This window comes from Pseudomonas sp. PNPG3 (assembly GCF_023093815.1).
Lineage (GTDB): Bacteria > Pseudomonadota > Gammaproteobacteria > Pseudomonadales > Pseudomonadaceae > Aquipseudomonas > Aquipseudomonas asiatica.
The window spans coordinates 13,504-40,252 of the sequence record NZ_JALLKV010000054.1 but is presented as its reverse complement, the minus strand read 5'-3'; the positions used below and the strand labels follow the sequence as shown (position 1 = coordinate 40,252).

At 63.0% G+C, this 26,749-nt stretch carries 25 protein-coding genes and 1 riboswitch; of the genes, 18 read left to right on the top strand and 7 right to left on the bottom strand.

The features are described 5' to 3' along the window. Nucleotides 1-154: 154 nt before the first annotated feature. Together MJ643_RS24975 and MJ643_RS24970 are read left to right on the top strand one after the other, a co-directional pair. Nucleotides 155-625 carry a hypothetical protein gene (locus tag MJ643_RS24975; RefSeq protein ID WP_013970925.1) on the top strand — a complete coding sequence of 157 codons (471 nt, stop codon included), beginning with the start codon at nt 155-157 and terminating at the stop codon, nt 623-625. Nucleotides 626-693: 68 nt separating this feature from the next. Next, nucleotides 694-984 (top strand): PA4642 family protein, encoded by a 291-nt coding sequence (locus tag MJ643_RS24970; protein ID WP_015268954.1) that lies wholly within the window; start codon nt 694-696, stop codon nt 982-984. Between the two features lie 179 nt (nt 985-1,163). Here MJ643_RS24970 and mqo read toward each other — a convergent pair whose 3' ends face one another. Then, complete coding sequence (gene mqo, locus MJ643_RS24965; RefSeq protein ID WP_023662527.1) at nt 1,164-2,672, bottom strand: malate dehydrogenase (quinone); 1,509 nt, start codon at nt 2,670-2,672, stop codon at nt 1,164-1,166. A gap of 600 nt (nt 2,673-3,272) precedes the next feature. Beyond that, nucleotides 3,273-3,506, bottom strand: coding sequence for a hypothetical protein (locus MJ643_RS24960; protein ID WP_013970928.1), 234 nt, complete (start codon nt 3,504-3,506; stop codon nt 3,273-3,275). 145 nt (nt 3,507-3,651) lie between these two features. On the opposite strand from MJ643_RS24960, the gene MJ643_RS24955 reads away from it, so the two are divergent. Together MJ643_RS24955 and MJ643_RS24950 are read left to right on the top strand one after the other, a co-directional pair. Then, on the top strand, nt 3,652-4,236 hold the full coding sequence (locus tag MJ643_RS24955; RefSeq protein WP_013970929.1) for a YajG family lipoprotein: 585 nt from the start codon (nt 3,652-3,654) through the stop codon (nt 4,234-4,236). Between the two features lie 197 nt (nt 4,237-4,433). After that, nucleotides 4,434-4,694 (top strand): hypothetical protein, encoded by a 261-nt coding sequence (locus tag MJ643_RS24950; protein ID WP_013970930.1) that lies wholly within the window; start codon nt 4,434-4,436, stop codon nt 4,692-4,694. Nucleotides 4,695-4,810: 116 nt separating this feature from the next. Here the strand turns inward: MJ643_RS24950 and MJ643_RS24945 are convergent, their stop codons facing one another. Beyond that, the gene (locus MJ643_RS24945) at nt 4,811-5,977 is read right to left on the bottom strand and encodes a 1-acyl-sn-glycerol-3-phosphate acyltransferase (protein ID WP_024086266.1); all 1,167 of its coding nucleotides are present in this window, start codon (nt 5,975-5,977) and stop codon (nt 4,811-4,813) included. A 125-nt stretch (nt 5,978-6,102) separates the two neighbouring features. Here MJ643_RS24945 and MJ643_RS24940 point away from each other — a divergent pair, with 125 nt between their 5' ends. The 4 genes from MJ643_RS24940 to MJ643_RS24925 all read left to right on the top strand — a co-directional run bounded on the left by MJ643_RS24940 (nt 6,103) and on the right by MJ643_RS24925 (nt 8,176). Continuing rightward, complete coding sequence (locus tag MJ643_RS24940; RefSeq protein ID WP_003260667.1) at nt 6,103-6,285, top strand: CPXCG motif-containing cysteine-rich protein; 183 nt, start codon at nt 6,103-6,105, stop codon at nt 6,283-6,285. Beyond that, a complete protein-coding gene (locus MJ643_RS24935) occupies nt 6,285-6,545 on the top strand; it encodes a DUF2007 domain-containing protein (RefSeq protein WP_013970931.1) in 261 nt (86 codons plus the stop codon). Before MJ643_RS24940 ends, MJ643_RS24935 begins: the two co-directional genes overlap by 1 nt. Nucleotides 6,546-6,560: 15 nt before the next feature. After that, entirely contained in the window at nt 6,561-7,181 is a 621-nt protein-coding gene (locus MJ643_RS24930) for an SOS response-associated peptidase (protein WP_003260669.1), read from the top strand. A gap of 179 nt (nt 7,182-7,360) precedes the next feature. Next, complete coding sequence (locus MJ643_RS24925; protein WP_013970933.1) at nt 7,361-8,176, top strand: M48 family metallopeptidase; 816 nt, start codon at nt 7,361-7,363, stop codon at nt 8,174-8,176. 36 nt (nt 8,177-8,212) lie between these two features. Here the strand turns inward: MJ643_RS24925 and MJ643_RS24920 are convergent, their stop codons facing one another. The 3 genes from MJ643_RS24920 to MJ643_RS24910 all read right to left on the bottom strand — a co-directional run bounded on the left by MJ643_RS24920 (nt 8,213) and on the right by MJ643_RS24910 (nt 11,082). Then, nucleotides 8,213-8,797: a TMEM165/GDT1 family protein gene (locus MJ643_RS24920; RefSeq protein WP_013970934.1), complete on the bottom strand. Its 585-nt coding sequence runs from the start codon at nt 8,795-8,797 to the stop codon at nt 8,213-8,215. A gap of 88 nt (nt 8,798-8,885) precedes the next feature. Beyond that, nucleotides 8,886-9,025, bottom strand: a riboswitch (yybP-ykoY riboswitch). 39 nt (nt 9,026-9,064) lie between these two features. After that, nucleotides 9,065-10,063 (bottom strand): class I SAM-dependent methyltransferase, encoded by a 999-nt coding sequence (locus MJ643_RS24915; RefSeq protein WP_013970935.1) that lies wholly within the window; start codon nt 10,061-10,063, stop codon nt 9,065-9,067. A 53-nt stretch (nt 10,064-10,116) separates the two neighbouring features. After that, nucleotides 10,117-11,082: a 2-hydroxyacid dehydrogenase gene (locus tag MJ643_RS24910; RefSeq protein ID WP_024086268.1), complete on the bottom strand. Its 966-nt coding sequence runs from the start codon at nt 11,080-11,082 to the stop codon at nt 10,117-10,119. Between the two features lie 312 nt (nt 11,083-11,394). On the opposite strand from MJ643_RS24910, the gene MJ643_RS24905 reads away from it, so the two are divergent. The 10 genes from MJ643_RS24905 to MJ643_RS24860 all read left to right on the top strand — a co-directional run bounded on the left by MJ643_RS24905 (nt 11,395) and on the right by MJ643_RS24860 (nt 24,479). Further along, the gene (locus tag MJ643_RS24905) at nt 11,395-13,077 is read left to right on the top strand and encodes a fatty acid--CoA ligase (RefSeq protein WP_023661094.1); all 1,683 of its coding nucleotides are present in this window, start codon (nt 11,395-11,397) and stop codon (nt 13,075-13,077) included. Between the two features lie 331 nt (nt 13,078-13,408). Next, nucleotides 13,409-15,295: a DUF1302 domain-containing protein gene (locus MJ643_RS24900; protein WP_013970938.1), complete on the top strand. Its 1,887-nt coding sequence runs from the start codon at nt 13,409-13,411 to the stop codon at nt 15,293-15,295. Nucleotides 15,296-15,320: 25 nt separating this feature from the next. Beyond that, nucleotides 15,321-16,685, top strand: coding sequence for a DUF1329 domain-containing protein (locus MJ643_RS24895; protein WP_013970939.1), 1,365 nt, complete (start codon nt 15,321-15,323; stop codon nt 16,683-16,685). Nucleotides 16,686-17,023: 338 nt separating this feature from the next. Then, nucleotides 17,024-19,741: a LuxR C-terminal-related transcriptional regulator gene (locus tag MJ643_RS24890; RefSeq protein ID WP_013970940.1), complete on the top strand. Its 2,718-nt coding sequence runs from the start codon at nt 17,024-17,026 to the stop codon at nt 19,739-19,741. A 159-nt stretch (nt 19,742-19,900) separates the two neighbouring features. Next, the gene (locus tag MJ643_RS24885) at nt 19,901-21,508 is read left to right on the top strand and encodes a response regulator (RefSeq protein ID WP_023661095.1); all 1,608 of its coding nucleotides are present in this window, start codon (nt 19,901-19,903) and stop codon (nt 21,506-21,508) included. After that, on the top strand, nt 21,505-22,197 hold the full coding sequence (locus MJ643_RS24880; protein WP_013970942.1) for a HAMP domain-containing sensor histidine kinase: 693 nt from the start codon (nt 21,505-21,507) through the stop codon (nt 22,195-22,197). Before MJ643_RS24885 ends, MJ643_RS24880 begins: the two co-directional genes overlap by 4 nt. Before the next feature lie 192 nt (nt 22,198-22,389). Next, nucleotides 22,390-22,644, top strand: a complete 255-nt coding sequence (locus MJ643_RS24875; RefSeq protein ID WP_013970943.1) for an AbrB/MazE/SpoVT family DNA-binding domain-containing protein — start codon at nt 22,390-22,392, stop codon at nt 22,642-22,644. Further along, the gene (locus MJ643_RS24870) at nt 22,641-22,988 is read left to right on the top strand and encodes a type II toxin-antitoxin system ChpB family toxin (protein ID WP_024086269.1); all 348 of its coding nucleotides are present in this window, start codon (nt 22,641-22,643) and stop codon (nt 22,986-22,988) included. The genes MJ643_RS24875 and MJ643_RS24870 overlap by 4 nt, the downstream gene beginning before the upstream one ends. An 18-nt stretch (nt 22,989-23,006) precedes the next feature. Continuing rightward, nucleotides 23,007-23,651, top strand: coding sequence for an MBL fold metallo-hydrolase (locus MJ643_RS24865; RefSeq protein ID WP_013970945.1), 645 nt, complete (start codon nt 23,007-23,009; stop codon nt 23,649-23,651). 108 nt (nt 23,652-23,759) lie between these two features. Continuing rightward, the gene (locus tag MJ643_RS24860) at nt 23,760-24,479 is read left to right on the top strand and encodes an OmpA family protein (RefSeq protein ID WP_013970946.1); all 720 of its coding nucleotides are present in this window, start codon (nt 23,760-23,762) and stop codon (nt 24,477-24,479) included. A gap of 156 nt (nt 24,480-24,635) precedes the next feature. Here MJ643_RS24860 and pta read toward each other — a convergent pair whose 3' ends face one another. After that, nucleotides 24,636-26,723, bottom strand: a complete 2,088-nt coding sequence (gene pta / locus MJ643_RS24855; protein ID WP_024086271.1) for a phosphate acetyltransferase — start codon at nt 26,721-26,723, stop codon at nt 24,636-24,638. Nucleotides 26,724-26,749 lie beyond the last annotated feature (26 nt).

Genomic DNA, 26,749 nt, shown 5'->3' with positions numbered 1-26,749 from the left:
AGTATCGGTCAAAAGCCGCTTAAAAAACTTCCCTAAAACCATAGAATCTCCCACATGGATAGCGCGGTACCTGTGGGCGCTGGCTTGCCGGCGATAGGGCCGGTACAGCCCAGACACAGCATGCTAGAGTGCTCTTTCATTCAAGGAGCCTCACATGCGTGCGTTTCTTCCCCTCCTGCTGGCGGTCAGCCTGCCACTCGCCGCCGCACCGCTGCACAGCCAGTTCCTGCCACCAGACGACCAGTCCCTGCGCCAGGAAGCGCCGACCGGCCAGCAATTGCTGCAAGTGACCGACTACTCGGTGGTAGTGGGTACCCAACGCCAATCCGACCAGCAGCCGATCCCGATCACCTCGTCGTTGCAGGTGCGCCTCAAGGGCAAGCCGCTGAGCAAGGGCGCAACCATCGCCCAGGTACTGCTGACCTTTGACGGTGAAGCGGCCAAGAGCCTGAAGAAACCCGTATACGATGAGAAAACCCGCACCCTGAGCCTGAATTATCCGCTCAGCGACTACCGCGTGATCATGGACCTGCTGCGCAACGAGACGCTGTATGTGCAGTTCCTCACCTACGGCAACGGCCACGTCTGGGCCGACCTGCACACCGGTACCGTACGTACGCGTTGAGGCGCCCGGCCTGCGGGGGGTACACTGCCGGCCTTCGAAATTTCGTGATGGTCCAGTTGGAGTCGGCAATGCGTAAAGACAAGAAACAGGTAATCGGTGACGAGATCAGCGACGACTACATCAAGTCGTTCCTCCAGTTCGAGCCGGCCGATGGCGTGACCTCGCCGTCGCTGCACAAGCTGGTCAAGGCCTACCGCGGCCTGCGCATCGACGATTTCGAGCGTTTTGTCGGCTTCTTCGTCGAGGCTGGGCTGGACCTGGATGGCAAGGACGAGCACGGCAAGACCTTTGTCGAGCAGATTGCCGACCAGCGCAATGCGTCGGATTACATCGAGATCATCGCCAAGGCCCGTGGCTGATTTGTAAACCTGCTCCGGCCCTTTCGCGGGTAAACCCGCTCCCACAGGTACAGCACAGCCCTTAGTTGTGGTGCGGTCCTTGTGGGAGCGGGTTCACCCGCGAAAGGGCCGGAGCAGGCTTACAAAGATCCAGGCACAAAAAAACGCCCCGAGGGGCGTTTTTTTCGTTACCGGCCGAATCAGGCGTAATGCTTGGCCGCCGGGCTGCTTTCCACCAGGTCCAGCGCCACGTCGTTGTCGGCACTGATCTTGTGGTACAGGGCAGCATCGGTCGCCAGGATCTTCTCGCGAGCCGGGAAGATTTCCTTGAGCTTGGCAGCCCAGGCACCTTTGGCCTGCTCGGGGAAGCAGCGCTCGATCAGTTCCAGCATGATCGAAACGGTCACCGAAGCGCCCGGCGATGCGCCGAGCAGTGCAGCCAGGCTGCCGTCCTGGGCTGAGACCAGCTCGGTACCGAACTGCAGCACGCCGCCTTTTTTCGGGTCTTTCTTGATGATCTGCACGCGCTGACCGGCTACTTCCAGGCGCCAGTCTTCGGCCTTGGCCTGCGGGTAGAAGCGACGCAGGGCTTCCAGGCGCTGCTCCATCGACTGCATCACTTCGCTGACCAGGTACTTGGTCAGGTCCATGTTGTCACGGGCCACGGCCAGCATCGGGCCGATGTTGCCCATGCGTACCGACAGCGGCAGGTCCATCAGCGAACCGTGCTTCAGGAACTTGGTGGTGAAGCCGGCATATGGACCGAACAGCAGCGATTTCTTGCCATCGACCACGCGGGTATCCAGGTGCGGTACCGACATCGGCGGGGCGCCGACCGCGGCCTGGCTGTAGACCTTGGCCTGGTGCTGCTTGACGATTTCCGGGTTGTCGCAACGCAGCCACTGGCCGCTGACCGGGAAGCCGCCGAAACCTTTGCTTTCCGGAATGCCCGACAGCTGCAGCAGCGGCAGGGCCGCGCCACCGGCGCCGAGGAAGACGAAGCGGGCGTCCACTTCACGGCTACCGCCGCTGTTGACGTCCTTGATGCTCACGGTCCAGCCCTTGCCGTTACGGCGCAGGCCAACGACCTTCTTGCTGTACTTGACCTGGGCGTCCTGCGAGTCGCCCAGCAGCTTCAGCAGCTTGTTGGTCAGGGCGCCGAAGTTGACGTCGGTGCCCTTGAGCACGCGGGTGGCGGCGATGTGCTGGTCGGCTGGGCGGCCTGGCATCATCAGCGGCATCCAGTCCTTCATCACGGCCTTGTCTTCGGTGTATTCCATGTCCGCAAAGGCATGGTGCTGCTTGAGCAGCTCATAGCGCTTCTTGAGGAAGGAAACACCCTTGTCACCCTCGACGTAGCTCAGGTGCGGGACAGGGTTGATGAAGGCGCGTGCCGAGCCGAAGTTGCCCTTCTTGCTCAGGTAGGCCCAGAACTGGCGCGAAACCTCGAACTGGGTGTTGATGTGCACGGCCTTCTTGATGTCGATGCTGCCATCGGCGGCCTGGGGCGTGTAGTTAAGCTCGCACAGGCCGGCGTGGCCGGTGCCTGCGTTGTTCCAGGGGTTGGAGCTTTCCGCGGCTCCGGAGTCCATCGCCTCCACGACCTCAAGCTTCAGGGTCGGGTCGAGCTCCTTGAGCAGTACGGCCAGGGTGGCACTCATGATGCCTGCGCCTACCAGTACCACATCAACCGATTCGTTCTGCGCCATTTAACGCGTCTCCACAATCTACAGCTACCTAATTGACAGCATAGGACCTGGGTTCGCCAGGGTCGCCATGTCCGACTTTTCGCAGTTCTTGCAACTTCCGCGGACACCGCCAATCAGTCTTCGGGTTCGCGTATTGAACGCGGTTTGCCACGGGTGCGGCAATTCGACTTATGGTCAAGGTGTCGTGCGTGCGTTATGGAACGGCTCAGACACTCATACGGGATGAGCGCATTTGCCGCCTGTTCAGGGCTGTTCGGGACACATCTGCCGCTTTTGCACATGCCAGACTGTTCATTTGCTCGCCACACTCTTGTGAAGTTGTGAAAACCGTTTTTTCACGCTCTTTTGGAGACGTGAACCTCAAAAGGGGACTGCGCGATGGCAACCCGCAGGTTCATGCAGTGTGAAGGGCCGGAAAAGCAGGCACGACAGCCGATGCAAGACCTGAGTGGAAGGCTCTCTGTGGGCGAAGCATTGAAGTTGCCGGGGTCAATCGGCGAGTGCGGGGCCCGATCAGGAGACGTCCTTATAATCGGGGGGAGATTATAGCGATGTCGCGGGCAGAAATGTCGCCATTCGTGGTTTTTATTGCAGCGTTTGTCAGGCCGCGAGGATGCGCTGGTGCCAGCGGCGGCTTGCGCGGGCGCAAACCCGGGCACTGGCGGGCAGCTCGCGGCCCAGCCAGGCGAGCCGGATTTCGCCGATCTGCACCCAGCCGCTGCCGCTGGGCGCCTGGCTGCATTGCTTGAAGGCCAGGCATTTGCCGTCGGCATCGAGGCGGGCATAGGTGTTGTGGCGCGGGCGTTGGAACAGCAGGGTCCAGAGCGAGGCCATGGCAGCGAGTCCTGTGCGTTAGGGCTTGGCGCAAGGATAAGGGCGCGGCGATGAAACGATTGTGACAAGCGGGCCGGACCGATGACTGGTCGATGCGTGGCTAGGTATACTGTGGGCCTTCGCCGCTTTTTCTGGAGTAACGCGCATGTTGCAACGTCTGTTGTTCGGTTTGATCGCCGTGGCCAGCCTCAGCCTGGTCGGTTGTGCCCACAGCCCGCAACAACTCAACCCGCAACCCACGCTCAAGGCCCAGCTCGCCCCGGTCGGCCATGGCCAGCCGGTAGTGGTCCGGGTAGTTGATGGCCGGGCCTCGCAGTCCCTGGGCACTCGCGGTGGCATGTATCCCGAGACCAGTACCATCAGCGTGAGTGGCAACGACATCGTGCCCAAGCTGCAGGCCCAGGCCGAAGCCGCCGTACGCCTGCTCGGCTTCACCCCGACGCCGAACGCCTACAACGCGCCGCAGCTGACCGTGACCCTGGCCGAACTGAAGTACCAGTCGCCGAAAGACAACCTGTACGTGACCGAGGCTACCATCGGCGCCACCTTCCGTGCCGACGTGTCCAATGGCGGCCGCCGCTACAGTGGCCGTTACGGCGCTTCGCTGGACCAGCGTTTCGGCATGGCGCCGAACCAGGAAACCAACACCCAGCTGGTGGGCGATGTGCTGAGCGATGCCCTGACCCGCATGTTCAAGGACCCGACCATCGGTCAGGTGCTGGGGCAGTAAGCCTTCAGCTATAAAACAAAACCCGCTGCCTGTGTTCCAGGCAGCGGGTTTTTTGTTGTCTGTGCCCGCGAAAAGGCCGGCAAATCTTCATGCCATGCCAGATGAAATTCGATGACACTTTGTCGCCTGAGCCGGGCGTCTGGGCATGACTTGGGTAGAATGCCGGCCTTTGCCGTCGCTCATACCGAGGTTGCGTGATGTCCTTGCAAGTGCTCTGGGGGTTCCTGGCCGCCCACCCGACCAAGCTGATCAATCTGCTGGCGCTGCTGCTGACCTGCCCGGGCGGGTTGCTGCTGCACAGTGCGCGGCGGCGCGAGGCCGAGACCCGCGAATACATGGCGGTGGACGAGGGGGTGGTGGACGCGTTCGACCTGCGGGTGCCGCGGTATTTCTACATTCTCGGTTTTTCGTGCCTGGCGATGGCGTTGCTGCTGTCCTGGTTCAGTACCTGGATTTGAGATTTCAGGGCCGCTTTGCGGCCCATCGCGACACAAGGCCGCTCCTACAGGTATGTGCGATCCCCTGTAGGAGCGGCCTTGTGTCGCGATGGGCTGCAAAGCAGCCCTAGGATCTATCAGGCAACCGGTGCCTGCTGCCTGACCTGGTACTGGTTGCGCACCGGCGTCGCATACTGCAGCACAAGGTACGGCCGCTGCTCCTCAGGGCAGGCATCCAGGCGGCGTTGCCATTCCTCCTTGGCCCGAGCCAGCTCATCGGCCGGGAACACCTTCTCGGCGCTCGGCACCTGTAGCGCCTCATCCTTGCCATCCCACATTGCATAGGCCAGGTAGTGCACCGGGAACAGTCGGTAGCCACCGAGGATCTGCCGGTCGATTTCCGCTGCCAGCTGCTTGGTATCCTCGTGATACTCGGTCACCGGCGGGGCAAAGTTGATGTGCACCCGGCCTTTGTAGCCGGTAATGCCCTTGGCGATGCTGTTGTCGTCCTCGCCCGGCGCCTTCTTGTAGGTGCCGGTGGTGGCGCGGATATACAACTCGCGGGCCTTGGCCTGGTCGCACGGGTCATATTCGTAGCTGATCGAAACCGGTGTCAGGTTCAGGCTCTGGATCACCGCGCCGAACGGCTCGTCCTTGCGGCTCATGTGGAACATCTTGAGTATCGCCGAATCGGTGCGGTCGTCACCGTCCTTGGCCCGGCCTTCTGCCTGGGCGATCCAGATCGACGTGGCGTCGTTGCGGATCGAGTGGTTGATGTAGGCTGAGAGCAACTGGTAGGCCGCCAGCTTCTCGCGGCGCCCACTGATCGAGCGGTGCACGATGAAGCTCTTGTTCAGGCGCATCATGTCGCTGACAAACGGCTTTTGCAGCAGGTTGTCGCCAATGGCGATACGCGGCGTGGGCAGCCCGGCGTGGTACACCGCGTAGTTGACGAAGGCCGGGTCCATGACGATGTCACGGTGGTTGGCCAGGAACAGGTAGGCGGTGCCGGCCTTGAGCTGCTCCACGCCCGAATAGGTGACGCCGTCGGTGGCGCGGTCGATGGTCTGGTCGACGTAGTACTCGACTTTGTCCTGCAAGGTCGAGACACAGGTGACACCGGCGAATTCCTTGCGCAGACGGCGGGCGATCAGCGGTTTGAGCAACCAGCCGAGAGCACCGGCCGCACGCGGGAAGCGGAAGTGGGTGAGGATATCGAGGAATGCCGGGTCGCTGAGCAGGCGTGCCAGAACGGCAGGGACCTCAGCGTCGTCGTACGGTCGGATGGCATCGAATTCGCCCATCATGCTCTCTTGTTGGAAACGGCTAGGGTAATAAGGTAGGGGCGGGCTCCGAAAAACGGCTCGGACACACACAGGCCCTGTAAACAGACCGGCAATTATACGCATAAGTCACCCCGGAGGCCGCGATGCTGCAAACTGCTATCTACGATTGCCCTTATTGTGGCGAAGAAGTCGAAACCACGGTGGACCTGTCCGGTGGCGATCAGGAGTACATCGAGGACTGTCAGGTATGCTGCAAGCCTATCCGCTTCGTGCTGCAAGTTCATGGCGAGGAGTGGATGCTGGATGTATTCGGTGAGAATGACTGATGCAGCGTATCTACGAACCGGAAAACCTGCTCGAGGCTGAAATGCTGGCGGGCATGCTCGCCAGCGAGGGGGTCGAGGCGCACCTGGTTGGTCGTGACCTGATCGGTGCTGCCGGTGAACTGCCGATGCAGGGCTTGCTTGGGCTTGCCGTGGCTGATGAACAGGCCGAGTACGCACGGCAGCTGATCGATGCGTACAATGATGCCCAGCCACTGGTTGGCGACGAACCGGAGAGTTTCCCCGGTACCTTGATCTGCTAGGTTCTGAATTCGCCCATGTGTGGACGTTACGCCCTGTTTCGCTGGCCCCAGGCTCTTGCCAGTCTGCCGGGCTTTCCCGTTGGCCAGCCAGCCCAATGGAACATCTCGCCCGGGGCTTCGGTGCTGATCCAGCGCCAGCTTGACGGCCAGTTGCAACTGGCCAAGGCGCGCTGGGGGCTGACCCCGGCCTGGCTCACCGACCTGTCCCGCACCCCCGCCCATGCCCGCGCCGAAACCCTGGCCGAGCAGCCGATGTTTCGCGACGCGTTTCGCCTGCGCCGCTGCCTGATGCCGGCCAACGGCTTTTACGAATGGCGCGGCAGCGTGCGCAAGCGCCCGTACTGGCTGACCCCGGGGGAGGGTGCATCACTGTACTTCGCCGCCGTGTGGGAGGCCTACCCGGTGCAGGACCAGGTTTGGTTGAGTTGTGCGGTTGTGACCCAGGCGGCGATGAACCAGCGTCGGCCGCTGATACTGGACGAGGCAGGGCAGGCCGCCTGGCTTGACCCGGACACGCCGCTGGCCCGCCTGCATGAATTGCTGGCCAGCCCGCCGGCGACGTTGCGCGAACGGGCCCTGGCGCATTTCGTCAATGATCCGAAGCTGGATGCGCCGGAGTGCCTGACTCCGGCCTGATGTATGGCTGTGCCGGCCTCTTCGCGGCTGAAGCCGCTCCTACAACGATCGCATTATCCCTGTAGGAGGGGGTTCACCCGCGAAGGGGGCGGCACAGGCGACGAAAATCTTCCCTGCGGCTATGGCGGCCCCAAGCGACTCGGCCTACGATACGGCGCATGTAAAAAGGGAGTGTTTTCATGCGCAAGTCTTTTGTCGTCAGCCTGTTGAGTGCTGGCATCCTGCTGGCCGGCTGCCAGGCGGTTAATACCACCAGCGGCGGTGCTGTCGGCGTCGAGCGCCAGCAGTACATGTTCAGCATGCTTTCGACCGATGAGGTCAACCAGATGTACGCCCAGTCGTACCAGCAGACCCTGGGTGAGGCATCGAACAAAGGTGTGCTCGACAAGTCCAGCGCAGATGCCAAGCGAGTGCAGGTAATTGCCAACCGCCTGATTGCCCAGACCCCCAAGTTCCGCCCGGATGCCGCGCAATGGAACTGGGAAGTCAACGTGATCAAGAGCGACGAGCTCAACGCCAACTGCGGCCCGGGCGGCAAGATCATCGTCTACACCGGCCTGATCGATCAGCTCAAGCTCACCGATGCGGAAATTGCTGCGGTGGTGGGCCACGAGATCGCCCACGCTTTGCGTGAGCACAGCCGCGAGGCGATGTCCAAGGCGTATGGCGTGGAAATGGCGCGCCAGGGCGCCGGTGCCCTGTTCGGCCTCGGCCAGGGCAGCATGGCCATGGCCGATACCGTGGTGAACTATGCCATGACCCTGCCCAACAGCCGGGCCAACGAGAACGAAGCCGACCTGATCGGCCTGGAGCTCTCGGCGCGTGCCGGTTACGACCCGAATGCCGCGATCACTTTGTGGAACAAGATGAGCCAGGCTTCCGAAGGCGCACCGCCTGAGTTCATGAGCACTCACCCGGCGTCCCAGAGCCGCATTGCTTCGTTGCAGGCGGCCATTCCGAAGGTGATGCCGCTGTATCAGGCGGCCAAGAAGTAAGACCGTAAGGGGCCGCAGAGCGGCCCCCATCAGCAGTCAACCCACCCAGCCACTGGCTTTCATCGCCGAGTACACGGCCACGATCGCCAGCACGAAGAACGCCGTGGCCGCCAGGCGACGGATCAGCGTCAGCGGCAGTTTGTCCGCTGCGAAGTTACCCGCCAAAACCACCGGCACGTTGGCAATCAGCATGCCCAAGGTAGTACCGATAATGACCATGATCAGGTACGGATACTGTGCTGCCAGCATCACCGTGGCGACCTGGGTCTTGTCACCGATTTCAGCCAGGAAGAACGCGATCAGCGTGGTCAGGAACGGCCCGAAGCGGCGCGCCGGGTTCTCGTCGTCATCCATCTTGTCCGGAACCAGGGTCCATAGGGCAGTGGCGGTGAAGCTCGCGGCCAGGATCCAGTGCAGTGCCGAGTCGCTGAAGAAGCTGCCGACCCACGCGCCCACGGCACCAGCCGCGGCATGGTTGGCCAAGGTGGCGGCGATGATGCCGGCGATGATCGGCCAGGGCTTGCGGAAGCGGGCAGCGAGTATGAGCGCGAGCAGTTGCGTCTTGTCGCCGATTTCGGCGAGGGCAACGATGGCGGTGGGGACCAGCAAAGATTCCAGCATCAGAATTCCTACGGGGGCGGGTCGACACGGCTATGACACGTACAGCCTCCCCGCCCCGGGTAAGGTGTGCGTGTCATAGGTCTTGTCAAACCCTGGATCCGTCTATGCGGATCTCGCCATGCAGGCTGGCATGGTGGGTCGCACGCGCCATGGTCTGTGGACCAAGTATGTTGACGCGTACCGGGCGAGCTGGGTGCTCGCGGGAGACTACTCCCCTAGGACGGTGCGGATTCTGCCTAGGCAAAACGCTTTCGGCAAGCGCTGTTTTTATCCGTGTGTTGCCTGGTAGATGCGGAAACCGTCCGCCTCGTCGCGTACCTGGCAGTTGCCCAGCGCCCCTTCGATCAGTGGCTGGTAGCGCAGGAAGCTGTTGGCAACCAGGCGCATTTCGCCACCTTTTCGCAGATGAACGGCTGATTTTTTCAGCAAGTTTTCCGATGCCTGGTAGTTGGTGTGCACCCCGGTGTGGAACGGCGGGTTGCTCAGGATCAGGCTCAGCTCGGTCGGCGCCGCGTCGATGCCGTCGCCGCTGATCACTTCGCCCTCCAGACCATTGGCGGCCAAGGTCAGGCGGCTGGCGGCCACGGCGAAGGCATCCACATCCAGCAGGGTCACCCGGTTTTGTGGATAACGGCGCTTGACCGTGGCGCCCAGCACCCCGGCACCGCAGCCGAAGTCCAGCACATGCCCGCTCGGCAGGCCGTCGAGGTGCTTGAGCAGCAGGGCGGTACCGCGATCGAGGCGGCCATGGCTGAACACACCGGGCAGGCTGACCACTTGCAGTGGGCCGTCTTCCAGGCTGAGCTCGAAGCGTTCGGCCAGGCTTTCCAGGGGCTTGGCTTCTGGCGCGTGCTCGATGGTCACCTGCCACAGCTGGCAATGGCGGGCGCTGTCGAGCTTGCGCGGCTTGCCAAAGGCCTGCAGCTGCTTGGCCGCACCCTCGATGCCACCACGTTTCTCGCCGACCAGGTACAGCTCGCGGCCCGCCAGGCGCGAGGCCAGGGCATTGAGCAGGTAGGCGGTCAGTTCGCGGGACTTGGGCAGGAACAGCACGGCGCTGTCGAAAGCCACTTCAGGGGGCTCCACTGAATAGTGGCTGCGCCCGGCGAAGCGGCTTTCGAGCGTAGCCTGATCACCCGCATGCCAGGTCCAGGCCTGGGCATTGGGCAACTGGCCTAGCAGGCCGTCGGCGGGGGCGCCGGCGAGCAGCAGCGGGCCCTGGAACAGCTCTGCCTGGCGGAGCAACACTTCACTGCGCGGGTCCATGGACGACGCCTCCTGGAAAAAGTGGTGCAGTTTAGCAGAGGCGGGCGTCGGGCTCAGCTAACCACGCGGCGTGGCTGCCCGGCGAAGAAGGCCTGGGCGTTCTCGCTGAGCTGGCCGACGATGCGCTGGCGCGACTCTACCGCGCCCCAGGCGCTGTGCGGGGTGATGATCAGGCGCGGGATGCCGGGCTCGAGCAGCGGGTTGCCGTTGACCGGCGGCTCCACACTCAGCACGTCGGTGGCGGCGCCACCCAGGTGGCCACTGCGCAGGGCGTCGGCCAGCGCCTGCTCGTCGATAAGGCCGCCGCGGGCGGTGTTGACCACCAGTGCGTTTGGCTTGAGCAAGGCCAGTTCGCGGGCCCCGAGCATGTGTCGTGTGTGCTCGTTCAGCGGGCAGTGCAGGGTCAGGGCGTCGACTTGCGGCAGCAACTCGTCCAGCGGCAACCGGTCGGCGCGTTCCGGGCGGCCGGGGATCTGCCCGCTGAGCACGCGCATGCCAAAGGCTTCGGCCAGTCGCGCCACCGCGCCGCCCAGTTCACCGTGGCCGAGCAGGCCAAGGGTCTTGCCCTCCAGCTCGACGATGGGGAAGTCCAGCAGGCAGAACTGGCTGGCCTTGGCCCACTGGCCGTCGGCTACCGCCTGGTTGTAGTCGCACAGGCGGGTGGCCAGTGCCAGTAGCAGGGCGAGGGTGTGCTGGGCGACGGACGGTGTGCCGTAGCCCTGGCAGTTGCACACGGTGATGCCCTGGGCGCGGGCGGCCGCCAGGTCGACGTTGTTGGTGCCGGTGGCGGCCACCAGGATCAGCTTCAGTTGCGGGTTGGCGGCCAGGGTCGCGGCGTCGAGCATGACCTTGTTGCTGACCACCGCTACCGCGCCCTGAAGGCGTTCGGCGACCTGCTCAGGACGGGTGGCGGCGAACAGTTCGAACTCGTCGAACTGCTGCTTCAGGGACGAGAGGTCGAGATCGCCCAGGTCCAGGGACTGGTGATCGAGAAACACGGCGCGACGCGGGCTGGGCATGAAGTTCTCCGAGGCTGGGCGGGATTTCGGTGTCGCGGCCATTCGCGGGTAAACCCGCTCCCACAGGTACTGCACCAGCCTTTGCAATGGTGCAATACCTGTGGGAGCGGGTTTACCCGCGAATAGGCCATCAGCTTCACCACATAACCTGAAGCTGCCGCCGCAGTTTCTAGTTCAACCTTGCCGCCCGTCAACGCCCGCCACTCATACCTTCATCACGCAAATCATTCCTTCGGCTGATTTAGCCGTCACATTGGCGAACTACAGTAGTTCCCAGACTTGTCCGGCCCGCTTTCCAGAAAAGGGATACCCATGTTGCAGACCCGCATCATCAAGCCCGCCGAGGGCGCCTACGCCTACCCCCTGCTGATCAAGCGACTGCTGATGTCTGGCAGCCGCTATGAAAAGACCCGCGAAATCGTCTACCGAGACCAGATGCGGCTGACCTACCCCCAGCTCAACGAGCGCATAGCGCGCCTGGCCAACGTGCTGACCGAAGCCGGGGTAAAGGCCGGTGACACCGTGGCGGTGATGGACTGGGACAGCCACCGCTACCTGGAATGCATGTTCGCCATCCCGATGATCGGTGCGGTGGTGCACACCATCAACGTGCGCCTGTCGCCCGAGCAGATTCTCTACACCATGAACCACGCCGAAGACCGCGTGGTGCTGGTCAACAGTGACTTCGTCGGCTTGTACCAGGCCATCGCCGGGCAACTGACCACGGTCGACAAGACCCTGCTGCTGACCGACGGCCCGGAAAAGACAGCCGAGCTGCCCAACCTGGTGGGCGAGTACGAGCAACTGCTGGCCGCTGCCAGCCCGGGCTACGACTTCCCGGACTTCGACGAGAACTCGGTGGCCACCACCTTCTACACCACTGGCACCACCGGCAACCCCAAGGGTGTGTACTTCACTCATCGGCAACTGGTGCTGCACACCCTGGCCGAAGCTTCGGTGACTGGCAGCATCGACAGCGTGCGCCTGCTGGGTAGCAACGACGTGTACATGCCCATCACGCCGATGTTCCATGTGCACGCCTGGGGCATTCCCTACGCCGCCACCATGCTGGGCATGAAGCAGGTGTATCCGGGGCGCTACGAGCCGGACATGCTGGTCAAACTGTGGCGCGAAGAGAAGGTCACCTTCTCCCATTGCGTGCCGACCATCCTGCAGATGCTGCTCAACTGCCCGACCTCCCAAGGTCAGGACTTCGGCGGTTGGAAGATCATTATCGGTGGCAGCGCACTCAACCGCTCGTTGTACCAGGCCGCCCTGGCACGCGGTATCCAGCTGACCGCTGCGTATGGCATGTCCGAGACCTGCCCGCTGATTTCCGCCGCCCACCTGAACGACGAACTGCAGGCCGGCAGCGAGGATGAGCGCGTCACCTACCGCATCAAGGCCGGCGTGCCGGTGCCGCTGGTGGAGGCGGCCATCGTCGACGGCGACGGCAACTTCCTGCCCGCCGACGGTGAAACCCAGGGCGAGCTGGTGCTGCGTGCGCCATGGCTGACCATGGGCTACTTCAAGGAACCGGAAAAAAGCGAGGAGCTGTGGCAGGGCGGCTGGTTGCACACTGGTGATGTCGCCACGCTCGACGGCATGGGCTATATCGACATCCGCGACCGTATCAAGGATGTGATCAAGACCGGTGGCGAGTGGATTTCCTCGCTCGACCTCGAAGACCTGATCAGCCGTCACCCGGCCGTGCGCGAAGTGGCGGTGGTAGGGGTGGCCGACCCGCAGTGGGGTGAACGCCCGTTTGCCCTGCTGGTGGTACGCGAAGACCAGGTCATCGACGCCAAGGCGCTGAAGGAACACCTCAAGCCGTTCGTCGAGCAGGGGCACATCAACAAGTGGGCGATTCCAAGCCAGATCGCCGTTGTTACCGAAATTCCCAAGACCAGTGTCGGCAAGCTCGACAAGAAACGCATCCGCCAGGACATCGTCCAGTGGCAGGCCAGCAACAGCGCGTTCCTCTCCACGCTGTAACCGCCATGCGGGTCGCGTACTGCAGCGCGCGACCCGCATGCTAGAGGGGTGGAGCCTTGCCAAACGGCAGAAATACGCCATCCTTTAGCACTGCCAGCGCGCAGCCGGGGCAACATGGCAGCGAGTTGGCCGCACGGAGCGCAAATCACACTTTAGAGGGATCAAGCGCCTGTGCCTTGCTGGCTATAGTCGGGGCCAGGGGATTTTCAGGAATGGGGGAGGCGACATGCGCAAGCCGTGTCGCCGCGGGCGCAAGCCTGCAAACCGGTCGCTCGGGCCGTTCTTGAAAGGACTCACTGCCATAACAAAAAAAGTACATGGAGTAGCGTCGATGAAATCTGCAAACCTGTTCTGGCGCCGGGCCAAGTTGCCCCTGGCCGTCAGCCTTGCTTCCACGCTCGCAAGTCCTGCTTTCGCTGTCAGTTTCAACATTGGTGAAATCGAAGGCCAGTTCGACTCGTCGCTCTCCATCGGCGCCAGCTGGTCGACGGCCAACCCCAACAAGAACCTGATCGGGGTGAACAACGGCGGCAAGGGCCTGTCGCAGACATCCGACGATGGCCACCTGAACTTCAAGAAGGGCGAAACCTTCTCCAAGATCTTCAAGGGTATCCATGACCTGGAGCTCAAGTACGGCGACACCGGCGTTTTCGTCCGCGGCAAGTACTGGTACGACTTCGAACTGAAGGACGAAGGCCGCGAGTTCAAGGACATCAGCGACTCCAACCGCAAGGAAGGCGCCAAATCGTCCGGTGCCGAGCTACTCGACGCATTCGTCTACCACAACTACTCCATCGGCGATCAGCCAGGCTCGGTGCGCCTGGGCAAGCAGGTGGTGAGCTGGGGTGAAAGTACCTTCATCGGTGGCGGCATCAACTCGATCAACCCGATCGACGTGTCGGCGTTTCGCCGCCCGGGGGCCGAGATCAAGGAAGGCCTGATTCCGGTCAACATGTTCTACATTTCGCAGAGCCTGACCGACAACCTGTCGGCCGAGGCCTTCTACCAGATCGAATGGGACCAGACGGTCGTCGACAACTGCGGCACGTTCTTCTCCCAGCCGGACATCATTGCCGACGGCTGTACCGACAACCTGCGTGTGCTCAACAGCAGCCGCACGGTGCCAGGGGCGGCGCAGCAGTTCCTTGCCACTCGGGGCGTGGATATCAACGAAGAAGGGGTGATGGTGCGCCGCGGCGCCGACCGCGATGCACGTGATAGCGGCCAATTCGGTGTGGCCATGCGCTACATGTTCGAACCGCTGGACACCGAGTTCGGTGCCTACTTCATGAACTATCACAGCCGTGCGCCGATCTTCAGCGCTACAGGGGCTGCACCCTCCGTGTTCGCCGGGTTGAGCGCCCTGCCTGCACAGCTGCGCGCCCTGGCACCCCTGATCGTGGCGGGTAATTCCGAGTACTTTGTCGAATACCCGGAGGATATCCGCCTCTATGGCTTGAGTTTCTCCACCACGCTGCCTACAGGGACCGCCTGGAGCGGCGAACTCAGCTACCGCCCCAACGCGCCAGTGCAACTCAACACCACAGATATATTGTTTGCCGGGGTTCGTCCCATTGGCGGCGCCTTGAGCAATGCTTCGCTGTTGACTGGTACTCCGGGGCAGGACCTGCATGGGTATCGCCGTAAGGAAATCACGCAATTCCAGACTACCCTGACGCACTTCTTCGATCAGGTGATGGGTGCCAGCCGCATGACCGTGGTGGGCGAAGTGGGTGTCACCCATGTGGGCGGCCTCGAAAACGCGCACGACACTCGCTACGGTCGCGATCCAGTGTTCGGCCCTGGCCCGCTGCCTTCCACCGGTGGTGCCGATACCTGCCAGGTACTCAACGCCAGCACCATTGCAGGCGCTGGCGCCGGTGCATCCACTGCCAACCTGAACCGCAACTGCGAGAACGACGGCTACACCACCAGTACCTCCTGGGGTTACCGCGCCCGTGTCATCTGGGACTACAACGACGTCTTCGCCGGGGTCAACCTGAAGCCGAGCGTGGCCTGGTCGCATGACGTTTCCGGCTATTCGCCTGGCCCTGGCGCCAACTTTGAGGAGGGCCGCAAGGCTGTCAGCCTGGGCCTGGACGCCGAGTACCAGAACACCTACACGGCGAGCCTGTCGTACACCAATTTCTTCGACGGCAAGTACACCACCGTGGATGACCGCGACTTCGTCGCCCTCAGCTTCGGCGTGAACTTCTAAGCATACAGATCCAGGACGACACGACATGAACAAGACCAGAAGTCTGCTGCAAGCCGGTGTGCTGGGCCTGTCCCTGCTGGCGACCAGCGTCATGGCTGCAGTATCCGCCGACGAGGCGGCCAAGCTGGGCAGTACCTTGACTCCGATGGGCGCCGAAAAGGCTGGCAACGCCGATGGCTCGATCGGCCCGTGGGAACCGCTGTCCAAGAGCGCGGGCAGCGTCGACGGCAAGGGCTTCCTGTCCGACCCGTACGGCAGTGACAAGCCACTGTTCACCATCACCGCGCAGAACGCCGACCAGTACAAGGACAAGCTCTCGCCGGGCCAGCTGGCCATGCTCAAGCGCTATCCGGACACCTTCAAGATCCCGGTATTCAAGACCCATCGCGGTTCCACGGTGCCGGCCGATGTGTTCGCCGCCATCAAGGAAAACGCTACCAAGACCACCCTGGTCGAAGGCGGCAACGGTCTGAACAACTTCCGCACGGCTGTACCGTTCCCGATCCCGAAAAGCGGCCTGGAGGTGATCTGGAACCACATCACCCGCTACCGGGGCGGTAGCGTCAGCCGTCTGGTGACCCAGGCAACGCCCCAGCAGAACGGCTCTTTCAACCCGGTATACTTCTCCGACCAGTTCGTCTTCCGCGAAAGAATGAAGGATTACGACCCGAACAACCCGGGCAACATCCTGTTCTACTTCAAGCAGGAAGTGACCGCGCCTGCGCGCTTGGCCGGTACCGTGCTGCTGGTGCACGAAACCCTCGACCAGGTGAAGGAACCACGCAAGGCGTGGATCTACAACGCCGGTCAGCGCCGCGTACGCCAGGCACCACAAGTGTCGTACGACGGCCCGGGTACCGCCGCCGACGGTTTGCGCACCTCCGACAACCTGGACATGTTCAACGGTGCGCCAGACCGCTATGACTGGAAGCTGGAAGGCAAGAAGGAGATGTACATCGCGTCCAACGCCTTCAAGCTCGACGACCCCAAGCTCAAGTACACCGACATCATCAAGGCCGGGCACATCAACCAGGACCTGGCCCGTTACGAGCTGCGCCGTGTATGGCACGTGGTCGCCACCCTCAAGCCGGGCCAGCGGCACATCTATGCCAAGCGTGACTTCTACATCGACGAGGACACCTGGCAGGCTGCGGTGATTGACCAGTACGACGGCCGTGGCCAACTGTGGCGCGTGTCCGAGGCACATGCCCAGCCGTACTACAACGTGGAAGTGCCGTGGTACACCCTGGAGGCCATCTATGACCTGCAGTCGGGCCGTTACCTGGCCTTGGGCATGAAGAACGAAGAGAAGCGCGCCTACGACTTCGGCTTCAGTGCCAGCAAGGCTGACTTCCAGCCAGCGGCACTGCGCCAGTCGGGTATTCGCTAAGTATCGCGCAACCTCGGAGCGCCCCGGCTTGTCCGGGGCGTTTCATTTTCCTGTACCGGCCCCTTCGCGGGTGAACCCGCTCCCACAGGTACTGCACTGGGCTTGAAACCTGCGCAATCTCTGTAGGAGCGGGTTCACCCGTGAAGAGGCCGGTACAGCAATAAAGCTGGTGAATACCCCTCCAAACCCCCGCCCCAGCCGCTGTCCATCAGTCATGTTGCTTTTTGTCGCAGTCTTTTTCAGTGTAATTGCGCCCATCATCTTCAAATGCGTAGCGTTACCCGCTAGTCTCGCAAGCATCCATACCGCCGTAGTCTTCCAATCAGAACGAGCCGGCCATGACAGATCTGTCCCGTACGCATGGATTCACCAGCCAGGCCCTGGGCCTGCTGGACGGGCGTTTCTTCCGGCCGCCCTTGCCGGACGGCCATGTGCCGCGCCTGCGCCTGTGCCAGCGGCTGCAAGCCGGTCTCGGCGGGCGGTTGTTACTGGTCAATGCCCCGGCAGGGTTCGGCAAAAGCTCCCTTGCCATCGAATTTTGCGAAGCGCTGCCCGAGCACTGGCGTAGCCTGTGGCTGGGCCTGAGCCAACGGGATGCCGACCCTGGCCGATTCCTCGAACGCCTGCTCGAAGGCCTGCAGCAGTATTGCCCGGCGCTGGGCGGCCAGGCCATGGGTCTGCTGAAAATGCGCCAGCGCCACCAGCCGTTCGCCTTCGAGGAATGGCTCGACGGCCTGCTCGACGAGCTGGCGCTGTACCTGCAAGCCGATACTCCCTTGTTGCTGGTGCTGGACGACTATCACCTGGCCCAGGGGCCGGTACTCGACCGCTGCCTGCAGTTCTTCCTCAATCACCTGCCCCCCGGCCTGGTGCTGCTGGTCACCAGCCGCCAACGCCCGGATTGGCACCTGGCGCGCCTGCGCCTGTCGCGGCACCTGGTCGAACTCAACGAACAGGACTTGCGCCTGACCGCCGAAGAATCACTGGCGGTGATCGGCCGCCAACCCAACGGGCTGCGTGGCCAGGCTCTGGACAACCTGATCCAGCGCAGCGACGGTTGGGTGGCCGGGTTGCGTTTCTGGCAGCTGGCGGCAAGCGAGTCCGCTGACGAGCAGGCCTTGCCCCAGGCCTTGCATGGCGGCGAGGGCCTGATCCGTGACTATCTGCTGGAAGAAGTCATCGACATGCTGCCCGCCGATGTACAGGCCTTCCTTTACGAAACGGCCTGCCAGGAACGTTTCTGCGCCCCGCTGTGCGATGCCGTACGCGGCCGCCACGACAGTGCCGCGATCCTGCGTTTCTTGCAGGCGCACCAGGTGTTCCTGGTGCCGCTGGACGAGCATGGCCACTGGTTCCGCTATCACCATTTGTTCTCCGACCTGTTGCGCAGCCGCCAGGCCAGCGAGCCGCTGGCCGACCTGCAGTTGCGTGCCTGCCGCTGGTTCGAAAGCCAGGGCCTGCTGGACGAAGCGGTGGAGCAGGCCCTGCGCGCCGGTTACCTCGATGTCGCCGCCGACCTGGTGCAGAGCCTGTCCGAGGAGCAACTGCTGGCCGAACAGAACGTCGGCATGTTGCTGCGCTGGAAGATGGACCTGCCCGACAGCCTGCTGATCAGCACGCCGCGGCTGATCGTGCTGTACAGCTGGGCGTTGGGCCTGGCGTGCCAGCTGGACGCGGCCGAGGAGCTGGCGGGTTATCTCAGCCGCTTCCTGCCCGCGCCTTCGGCGACCGCGCAAAAGTCCATGCTGGCCCAGTGGCTGGCGCTGAGTGGTGTTATCGCCCGTGGCCGTGGTGATCGCGAGCGCACCCTGGCCTATTGCGGTGAAGCGCTGCAGAGTTTGCCGAGCAAGCGTTATGGCCAACGCCTGGTGTGCCTGTCGACGCTGTCCAACCTGGCGATTGCCGATGGCGATTTCTGGCGGGCCCGCGGCTGGAACCGTGAGGCGCTGGAGTTGGCCCAGCGTGTTGGCAACCCATTGTTCGAGGCCCTGGCCCATTACGACCGGGCGCGGGTGCTGCATGCCCGTGGCGAGGTGTTGCGCGCGCTGGACGAAGTTCGCCAGGGGTTGCAGCGCCTGCAAGGGCTCTCGGCACAGCGGCTTTATGCCGTGCGCGCCCGCCTGACGCTTTACGAGGGCTACCTGCTGGTGTCGCGTCTGCAGCCGTCCCAGGGTCGTGCCCGTTTACGTGCTGGGCTGGGCGAGGCTCGGGCCTGCCGTGATATCAGTGTGCTCATCGGCCACTGTGTGATCGCTACGCTCGATGGCCGAGAAGGGCACTTTGCCGAGGCCTTTGCCGAACTGGCCGAGGCCGAGCGGCTGATGCACATCTGGGATGTACCGCCGGTCTACTATCTGGCGATGATCACCCTGGTCAAATGCGAGTTGTGGTTGGCCCAGGGGCGCATCGACCTGGCCGAGTCCTGGCTGCTGCGGCTGGGCCAGACTTATGGTGGCGAGCAACCGGCGGCGGCCCCGGAGTTCCACCCGTTGCTGCCGTTGCACATCGCCTTGCAGCAGGCATCCCTCGAGCGTATCCAGTCGCGTAGCGCCGATGCGGCGCAGCGGCTGGCAGGCCTGGTCGAGCGCGGCCAGGCCAGTGGCGGCATGATGCTCAGCGTCAGTGCCCTGTGCCAGTGGCTTGGCTTGTTGCTGGGCGAAGGTCGGGAAGAGCAGGCCGCCCAGTTGTTGCCACGGTTGCTGGCGGCAGCCCATGGCGGCGTGCTGCAACCGTTCCAGCCTTTGCTGGAGCAGTACCCGCAGTGGCTTCTCGAACAGCTCCATGCAGTAGCCGCCTGCCCGGTGCAGGCCGAGTTGCTCAAGCGCTTGCCGCAGATACCAAGCGCCAGCACCGGCAGCGGCGAAGCCCTGAGTAGCCGCGAGTTGGCCGTGCTCGAGCTGATTGCCCAGGGTTGTTCCAACCAGCAGATCAGCGAGCGGTTGTTCATTTCCCTGCACACGGTGAAAACCCACGCCAGCCATATCAACAGCAAGCTGGGGGTGGAGCGGCGTACCCAGGCGGTGGCGAAGGCCAAGTCCCTGGGGCTGCTGTTGTGATATTGGCCCAGCAGGGTCTTGCTCGTTAAAGTGATGGCTCGAGGCCATGGTTCGTGGCCGCGAATGCTCTACCCTAATCTTTTCCGACCAGCTGCCGATACAGCTATCGGTGGCATCGCCTCGCGCGATTTTTCAATCATTCCAAGGCAGGTCGTGTTGATGCTGCAGTACGGGCAAAAGAGCTTTCTGATCGTCGACGACTTTACCGACTTTCGCACGTCGACCCGTTCCATGCTGCGCGAACTGGGCGTGCGTGACGTGGACACCGCCGACAGCGGCGAGCAGGCGCTGCGCATGTGCGCGCAAAAGCGCTATGACGTCATACTGCAGGACTTCCACCTGGGCGACGGCAAGAAGAACGGCCAGCAGGTGCTCGAAGACCTGATCCTCGACAAGCACATCAGCCATGAGTGCATATTCATCATGGTCACTGCCGAGAGCAGCCAGGCCATTGTCCTCAGCGCCATCGAGCACGAGCCTGATGCCTATCTGACCAAGCCGTTCAACCGAGTTGGCCTGGCCCAGCGCGTCGAGAAACTGTACCAGCGCAAGACCCTGCTCAAGCCGATCCTGCAGGCCCTGGACCGAAATCGCCCGGCAGAAGTGCTGGCGGCTTGCGCCGAGCTGTGCAAGCGCGACCCACGCCTGGCCCCGCTGTGCCTGCGCTATCGGGCCGATGCCTTGCGCAACCTCAACCGCTTCGAGGAACTGGAGAAGTTCCTCAAGGCCATCCTGGCCAGCCGCCCGCAGCCGTGGGTCTACTCGGCGTTGGGCGGCCTGATGCACAAGCGTGGCCAGAATGCCCAGGCCCAGGGCGTGTACGAGCAGGCGCTCAAGGCCTTCCCGATCATGCCAGGCCTGTACGATGGCATGGCCGAGGTGCTGGTGGCCCAAGGCGAGACCAGGCGTGCGCAGAACATGCTTGAAGAAGCCGTGCGCCTGTCGCCGTTATCGGTGCGCCGGCAGTCGACGCTGGGCAAGCTGGCGTTGGAAAACGAAGACTTCGAGAGTGCTTCGAAGGCATTTCGCCACGCGGTGAATCAGGGCCAGAGCTCACGCTACAAGGACCCCGAGAACAACCTGGGCCTGGTGCAGGCGCTGATGAGCAGGAATGCCGGCTTTGGGCTGGATGCGCGCACACGGGTCGAGATCAACAGCACACTCAGCGAAGTGGCCAAGGAAAACCCCGAGGACCAAGGCCTGCAGGTGCGTGCCCGCATGATGAAGGCCGCCAGCCTGCAGCAGGCCGGCGACCCTGAAACGGCTGCAAAGCTGACCGAACAGGCGATCCAGCGCCTGGACAAGATGAACCAGTTCTTCTCGGTCGATTCGGCCCTGACCGTTGCCGCGCAGTTGCAGGCCATGGGACAGGAAGCTGCCGCCATCGGCGTGCTGAAGAACTGTGTGGAAAGTTATGGCGATGACCCAAAGGTCATGGAGAGGGTCGGCAAGCTGACGGACGACCCCAGCGTGCTCAACGCCATTACCGAAGCGGTCACCCTCAATCGCCAGGGTGTGCGCAGTTACCAGGGAGGGCAGCTCGGCGAGGCTTTGCAGCTGTTCCGCAAGGCGCTGGGTTTGCAGCCGAAGAACATCAGCATCGCCCTCAACACTGCCCAGGCGCTGCTGCGCATCGGCGGAGACAACCCTCAGCCCGCGATCATGCAGGAGTGTCGCGACGCCCTGACCAGCGTGGCCGGCATCCCCGCCAGCGACAACCGCTACGACCGTTACCGCAAACTGCACATCCGAGTGTTCGGCGCATGAATCAAGACAACCAGGGGCTGGATTTTTCCACGGTGATCGCCTCCACCGTGCACGACCTGAAGAACTCCCTGTCGGCGCTGATCCAGTCCCACAACCAGTGGATGCAGCGCTTGCCCGAGGAGCTGCGAAGTGGTGCCGAGCAAGGGGTTATGGAACATGAGTTTCGCCACCTCAACGGCATGCTTGTGCAGTTGCTGGGGTTGTACAAACTGGGCGTGAACCAGTTGCCGGTGTGCCCGGACTACCACGAACTGGACGACTTTATCGAAGCCCAGCTCGCGGCACACGAGGAGGTGCTCAAGCACAAGGACATCCTTGCCACCTGGCGCATCGACACCGACAACCCGCTGGGCTTCTTCGACCGCGAGCTGGTGGCCTCGGTGATCGCCAACGTGATCACCAACGCCACCCGCTTTGCCGCGCATGCCTTGCTGATCACCATCGAAGAGGCAGACAACCAGCTGGCCATCTGCGTCAACGATGACGGCCCGGGTTATCCACAGCGGATGCTCGAACGCCAGGAAGAATTCATCCAGGGTATCGACTCGACCAGCGGCAGTACCGGCCTTGGCCTGTATTTTGCGGCGCGGATCGCGGCACTGCATGAAAGCGGCGGGGTGCGCGGGCGGATCGAGATCTCCAATGGCGGCGCGCTTGGGGGTGGGTTGTTCAGGTTGTTTTTGCCTTGAAACTGACAAGGATTACGTTTCAAATTTTTGCAGGTGGAAAGTAGGTTCCCAAGGTGATGTAGGGCATTTCCTTCTTGAGGTTGCAGGGCTTTTGTCCATACCGGGCAAATGACAGTGTAGATACGACGTCTCTACATTTCGCTTGCAATCATTTGGAGGGTTTCTACTATGTATCTACCTTGGGAGATACTCATGCAGATCAAGATTCAACAGTGGGGTAACAGCGCCGCGATTCGCTTGCCGGCTGCAGTGCTCAAGCAGATGCGTCTCGGAGTCGGCTCTACCTTGAGCCTGGACACCGCGGGTGAGACCATGGTGCTCAAACCCGTCAGGTCGAAACCCAAATACACCCTTGAAGAGCTGATGGCTCAGTGCGATCTGGATGCACCGGAGCCAGAGGACATGGCCGACTGGAACGCGATGCCACCAGTAGGGCGTGAAGTGTGAATCGGGTGAAGTTCGCCAGGGGCGATATCGTTCGCGTCAATCTCGATCCGACTGTTGGACGGGAGCAGCAGGGTGCCGGGCGACCTGCGCTGGTGCTCACTCCAGCTGCGTTCAATGCGTCAGGCCTGGCTGTGGTAGTGCCGATCACTCAAGGTGGCGATTTTGCCAGGCATGCGGGTTTCGCCGTCACGCTCAGCGGTGCGGGTACGCAGACTCAGGGCGTGATGCTCTGCAATCAGGTGCGCACAGTCGACCTTGAAGCCCGATTTGCCAAACGCATAGAGTCGGTACCCGAGGTCGTCATCCTTGATGCACTGGCTCGCGTACAGACCCTCTTCGATTAACCGGTTCCCGTATTCCCTATGCAGAATCCATCGTCAGCGCTCATCCGCGAAACCTTCCCCGTAGGCCCCCTGCAGTGCAACTGCACCCTGATCGGCGACCCGCTGACCAAAAAGGCCATCGTCGTCGACCCCGGCGGTGACCCGGACAAGATCCTTGCCCGCCTGCAGGCCCACGGGCTGACGCTGGTGAGCATCATCCACACCCACGCGCACTTCGATCACTTCCTCGCCTCGGGCAAGCTCAAGGAGCTGACCGGCGCCACGCTGCACCTGCACAAGGACGACCAGTCGCTGTGGGACAACCTGGAAATGCAGTGCCAGATGTTCGGCGTGCCCTACACTCCGGTACCCGCGCCAGACCGCTGGCTGGGGGATGACGAGGAGCTGGCCTGTGGATGTGGCGTGGCCTTGCATACGCCAGGCCACACGCCAGGCTCGATGAGTTTCTGGTTTGCCGACGCCAAGCTGCTGATCGCCGGCGATACCCTGTTCCGCCGGGGCATTGGCCGTACCGATTTGTGGGGTGGCGACCAGCGGGCCATCGTCCGTTCCATCAGGGAGCGGCTGTACCGGCTGGACGAGGAGGCCATCGTGGTGACCGGCCACGGGCCTGATACCCGCCTGGGCGACGAAATGCGCGAGAACCCCTTTGTGCGTGCCTGATGGCACATGAAGGCACTTTCACGGAATTTTTCGGCACCGATGCAATCCAAGGCTGGCATAGATCCCTTTATGATCTGTCGCATTCATGAATTCAGTAGGAGCTTGTCCATGTTCACCATGCGTCGTCTGATTATCGTCGCAACCGCCGCTGCCCTGATGACCGGCTGTGCCGGCCAGAACCCTTATGACAGCCAAGGGCAGGCGCAGGGCTCCACCGGGATGAGCAAAACTGCCAAATACGGCGGCCTGGGCGCGCTGGCCGGTGCTATCGCCGGTGCCGCCATCGACCACAACAACCGTGGCAAGGGCGCACTGATCGGCGCTGCCGCCGTGGGTGCCGCTGCAGCCGGTTATGGCTACTACGCCGACAAGCAGGAAGCCGAATTGCGCGCGCAAATGGCCAATACCGGTGTGGAAGTGCAGCGCCAGGGTGACCAGATCAAGCTGATCATGCCGGGCAACATCACCTTCGCAACAGACTCGGCCAACATCGCGCCAAGCTTCTACTCGCCGCTGAACAACCTGGCCGGCTCGTTCAAGCAGTTCAACCAGAACACCATCGAAGTGGTCGGCTTCACCGACAGCACTGGCAGCCGCCAGCACAACATGGACCTGTCCCAGCGCCGTGCGCAGGCGGTCAGCACCTACCTGACCTCGCAGGGTGTAGATGCCTCGCGTATCACCGTACGTGGCATGGGCCCGGACCAGCCGATCGCCAGCAACGCCGACGCCAATGGCCGTGCGCAGAACCGCCGTGTGGAAGTGAACCTGAAGCCGATTCCGGGTCAGCAGTATGACCAGCAAGGTCAGGTTCAGCAGTATCCCTGATTGACCGCCGGGGCCCCTTGGCGGCCCTTCGCGGGCTTGCCCGCTCCCACAGGTTTAGCGCGAGGCTCAGGAAATGCGCGGTTCCTGTGGGAGCGGGCGTGCCCGCGAACACCGGCGAAGCCGGTGCCATGCACCGCGGTGCATGCTTCGCAGGTATCAGCCCGCCACGCTCGCCTGAATCGCCGTCAGGGCAATGGTATGCACGATATCGTCAACCTGAGCCCCGCGCGGCAAGTCGTTCACCGGCTTGCGCAACCCTTGCAGCATCGGCCCCAGGCTGACCCCGTCGGTGCTGCGTTGCACCGCCTTGTGAGTCGTGTTGCCGGTATTCAGGTCTGGGAACACGAATACCGTCGCCCGCCCGGCTACCGGGCTGCCCGGCGCCAGGTCCCGCGCAATCGCCGGGTTGGCCGCCGCGTCATACTGCAACGGCCCGTCGATTAGCAGCTCTTGCGCCGCGCCTTGTGCCAGGCGGGTCGCTTCGCGCACTTTCTCGACTTCCTCGTCGCTGGCCGAATCGCTTGAATAACTGATCATCGCCACCCGTGGCGCGATGCCGAAGGCCTGTGCCGATTCGGCACTCTGCCGGGCGATCTCGGCCAGTTCGACAGCACTCGGGTGCGGGTTCATCACGCAGTCCCCGTACACCAGCACCTGTTCGGGGAACAGCATGAAGAATACCGACGACACCAGGCTCGAGCCCGGTGCGGTCTTTATCAGTTGCAGAGCCGGGCGGATGGTGTTGGCGGTGGAGTGCACCAGGCCCGAGACCAGGCCGTCCACTTCGTCCAGGGCCAGCATCATGGTACCGATCACCACCGGGTCTTCCAGTTGCTGCTCGGCCATTGGTGCATTGAGGTTCTTGCTCTTGCGCAGCTCGACCATCGGCTCTACATAGCGCCCGCGAATTACCTCGGGGTCCAGGATTTCCAGGCCCGGCGGCAAGGTGATGCCCTGGGCGCGGGCCACGGCGTCGACATCCTCGGGCTTGGCCAGTAGCACGCAGCGGGCAATGCCGCGGGCCTGGCAGATGGCCGCTGCCTGCACCAGCAGCGGCTCGGCGCCTTCCGGCAGGACGATGCGCTTGTTGGCCTGCTGCGCCCGCTGGATCAACTGGTAGCGGAACACGGCTGGGGACAGGCGCAATTCACGCGGCGTGCCGCAACGCTGGTGCAGCCAGGCGGCGTCGAGGTGGCTGGCGACGAAGTCGGTGATGAATTCGGCGCGCTCGCGGTCGTCCACTGGTATCTCGCGGTTCAGCGAGTTGAGCTGGTTGGCGGTGTCGTACGAGCCGGTACTGACCGACAGGATCGGCAGGCCGGCCTGCAGGGCGCCACGGCACAGACCAAGGATACGCGCGTCAGGTTTGCTGTCGCTGGTCAGCAGCAGGCCGGCCAGCGGGACGCCGTTGATCGCCGCGAGGCTGACGGCGAGGATGATGTCGTCGCGGTCGCCCGGTGTCACCACCAGGGTACCCGAGGTGAGCAGTGGCACCGTGTTGGCAACGGTACGCGCGCAGATGATGATCTTGCTCATGCGCCGCTGTTCATAGTCGCCGGCGTTGAGCACCTGGGCACCTAGCAGGTCGGCCACATCGCGGGTGCGCGGGGCGTTCAGTTCAGGCTGGTAGGGGATGCAGCCCAGCAGGCGGAAGTCGTTGCCGCGCAGTAGCGGCGAGTGCTCGCGCAGGCGGGTGGAAAAGTCGGCCATGCTTTCGTCGGTGCGCACCTTGTTGAGGATTACCCCGAGCACCTTCGGATCGCGCGGGCCGCCGAACAGCTGGGCCTGCAGTTCGACCCGGCCGGACAACTCGCTGAGCACTTCGTTTTCCGGCGCCGATACCAGAATCACCTCGGCATCCAGGCTCTTGGCCAGGTGCAGGTTGACCCGCGCCGCATAGCTGGCGTGGCGCGTGGGCACCATGCCCTCGACCACCACCACGTCGTTGCCGATGCAGGCTTGCTGGTACAGGCGGATGATTTCTTCGAGCAACTCGTCCAGCTGGCCATCGCCGAGCATGCGCTCGACGTGGGCCAGGCTCAGCGGCACCGGGGGCTTGATGCCGTGGGTGCGGGCGACCAGCTCGGTGGAGCGTTCGGGGCCGGTGTCACCCGGGTGGGGCTGGGCGATCGGCTTGAAGAAGCCGACCTTCAGCCCGGCGCGCTCCAGGGTGCGCACCAGGCCCAGGCTGATGGAGGTCAGGCCGACACCGAAATCGGTCGGCGCAATGAAAAATGTCTGCATGCGTGCTTCTCGAAATAAGCGGTGCA

Bases quoted from the DNA above. Each gene is read 5' to 3' on its own strand.
- MJ643_RS24975 (WP_013970925.1), top strand. From the start codon at position 155: ATGCGTGCGTTTCTTCCCCTCCTGCTGGCGGTCAGCCTGCCACTCGCC.
- MJ643_RS24970 (WP_015268954.1), top strand. From the start codon at position 694: ATGCGTAAAGACAAGAAACAGGTAATCGGTGACGAGATCAGCGACGAC.
- mqo (WP_023662527.1), bottom strand. From the start codon at position 2,672: ATGGCGCAGAACGAATCGGTTGATGTGGTACTGGTAGGCGCAGGCATC.
- MJ643_RS24960 (WP_013970928.1), bottom strand. From the start codon at position 3,506: ATGGCCTCGCTCTGGACCCTGCTGTTCCAACGCCCGCGCCACAACACC.
- MJ643_RS24955 (WP_013970929.1), top strand. From the start codon at position 3,652: ATGTTGCAACGTCTGTTGTTCGGTTTGATCGCCGTGGCCAGCCTCAGC.
- MJ643_RS24950 (WP_013970930.1), top strand. From the start codon at position 4,434: ATGTCCTTGCAAGTGCTCTGGGGGTTCCTGGCCGCCCACCCGACCAAG.
- MJ643_RS24945 (WP_024086266.1), bottom strand. From the start codon at position 5,977: ATGGGCGAATTCGATGCCATCCGACCGTACGACGACGCTGAGGTCCCT.
- MJ643_RS24940 (WP_003260667.1), top strand. From the start codon at position 6,103: ATGCTGCAAACTGCTATCTACGATTGCCCTTATTGTGGCGAAGAAGTC.
- MJ643_RS24935 (WP_013970931.1), top strand. From the start codon at position 6,285: ATGCAGCGTATCTACGAACCGGAAAACCTGCTCGAGGCTGAAATGCTG.
- MJ643_RS24930 (WP_003260669.1), top strand. From the start codon at position 6,561: ATGTGTGGACGTTACGCCCTGTTTCGCTGGCCCCAGGCTCTTGCCAGT.
- MJ643_RS24925 (WP_013970933.1), top strand. From the start codon at position 7,361: ATGCGCAAGTCTTTTGTCGTCAGCCTGTTGAGTGCTGGCATCCTGCTG.
- MJ643_RS24920 (WP_013970934.1), bottom strand. From the start codon at position 8,797: ATGCTGGAATCTTTGCTGGTCCCCACCGCCATCGTTGCCCTCGCCGAA.
- MJ643_RS24915 (WP_013970935.1), bottom strand. From the start codon at position 10,063: ATGGACCCGCGCAGTGAAGTGTTGCTCCGCCAGGCAGAGCTGTTCCAG.
- MJ643_RS24910 (WP_024086268.1), bottom strand. From the start codon at position 11,082: ATGCCCAGCCCGCGTCGCGCCGTGTTTCTCGATCACCAGTCCCTGGAC.
- MJ643_RS24905 (WP_023661094.1), top strand. From the start codon at position 11,395: ATGTTGCAGACCCGCATCATCAAGCCCGCCGAGGGCGCCTACGCCTAC.
- MJ643_RS24900 (WP_013970938.1), top strand. From the start codon at position 13,409: ATGAAATCTGCAAACCTGTTCTGGCGCCGGGCCAAGTTGCCCCTGGCC.
- MJ643_RS24895 (WP_013970939.1), top strand. From the start codon at position 15,321: ATGAACAAGACCAGAAGTCTGCTGCAAGCCGGTGTGCTGGGCCTGTCC.
- MJ643_RS24890 (WP_013970940.1), top strand. From the start codon at position 17,024: ATGACAGATCTGTCCCGTACGCATGGATTCACCAGCCAGGCCCTGGGC.
- MJ643_RS24885 (WP_023661095.1), top strand. From the start codon at position 19,901: ATGCTGCAGTACGGGCAAAAGAGCTTTCTGATCGTCGACGACTTTACC.
- MJ643_RS24880 (WP_013970942.1), top strand. From the start codon at position 21,505: ATGAATCAAGACAACCAGGGGCTGGATTTTTCCACGGTGATCGCCTCC.
- MJ643_RS24875 (WP_013970943.1), top strand. From the start codon at position 22,390: ATGCAGATCAAGATTCAACAGTGGGGTAACAGCGCCGCGATTCGCTTG.
- MJ643_RS24865 (WP_013970945.1), top strand. From the start codon at position 23,007: ATGCAGAATCCATCGTCAGCGCTCATCCGCGAAACCTTCCCCGTAGGC.
- MJ643_RS24860 (WP_013970946.1), top strand. From the start codon at position 23,760: ATGTTCACCATGCGTCGTCTGATTATCGTCGCAACCGCCGCTGCCCTG.
- pta (WP_024086271.1), bottom strand. From the start codon at position 26,723: ATGCAGACATTTTTCATTGCGCCGACCGATTTCGGTGTCGGCCTGACC.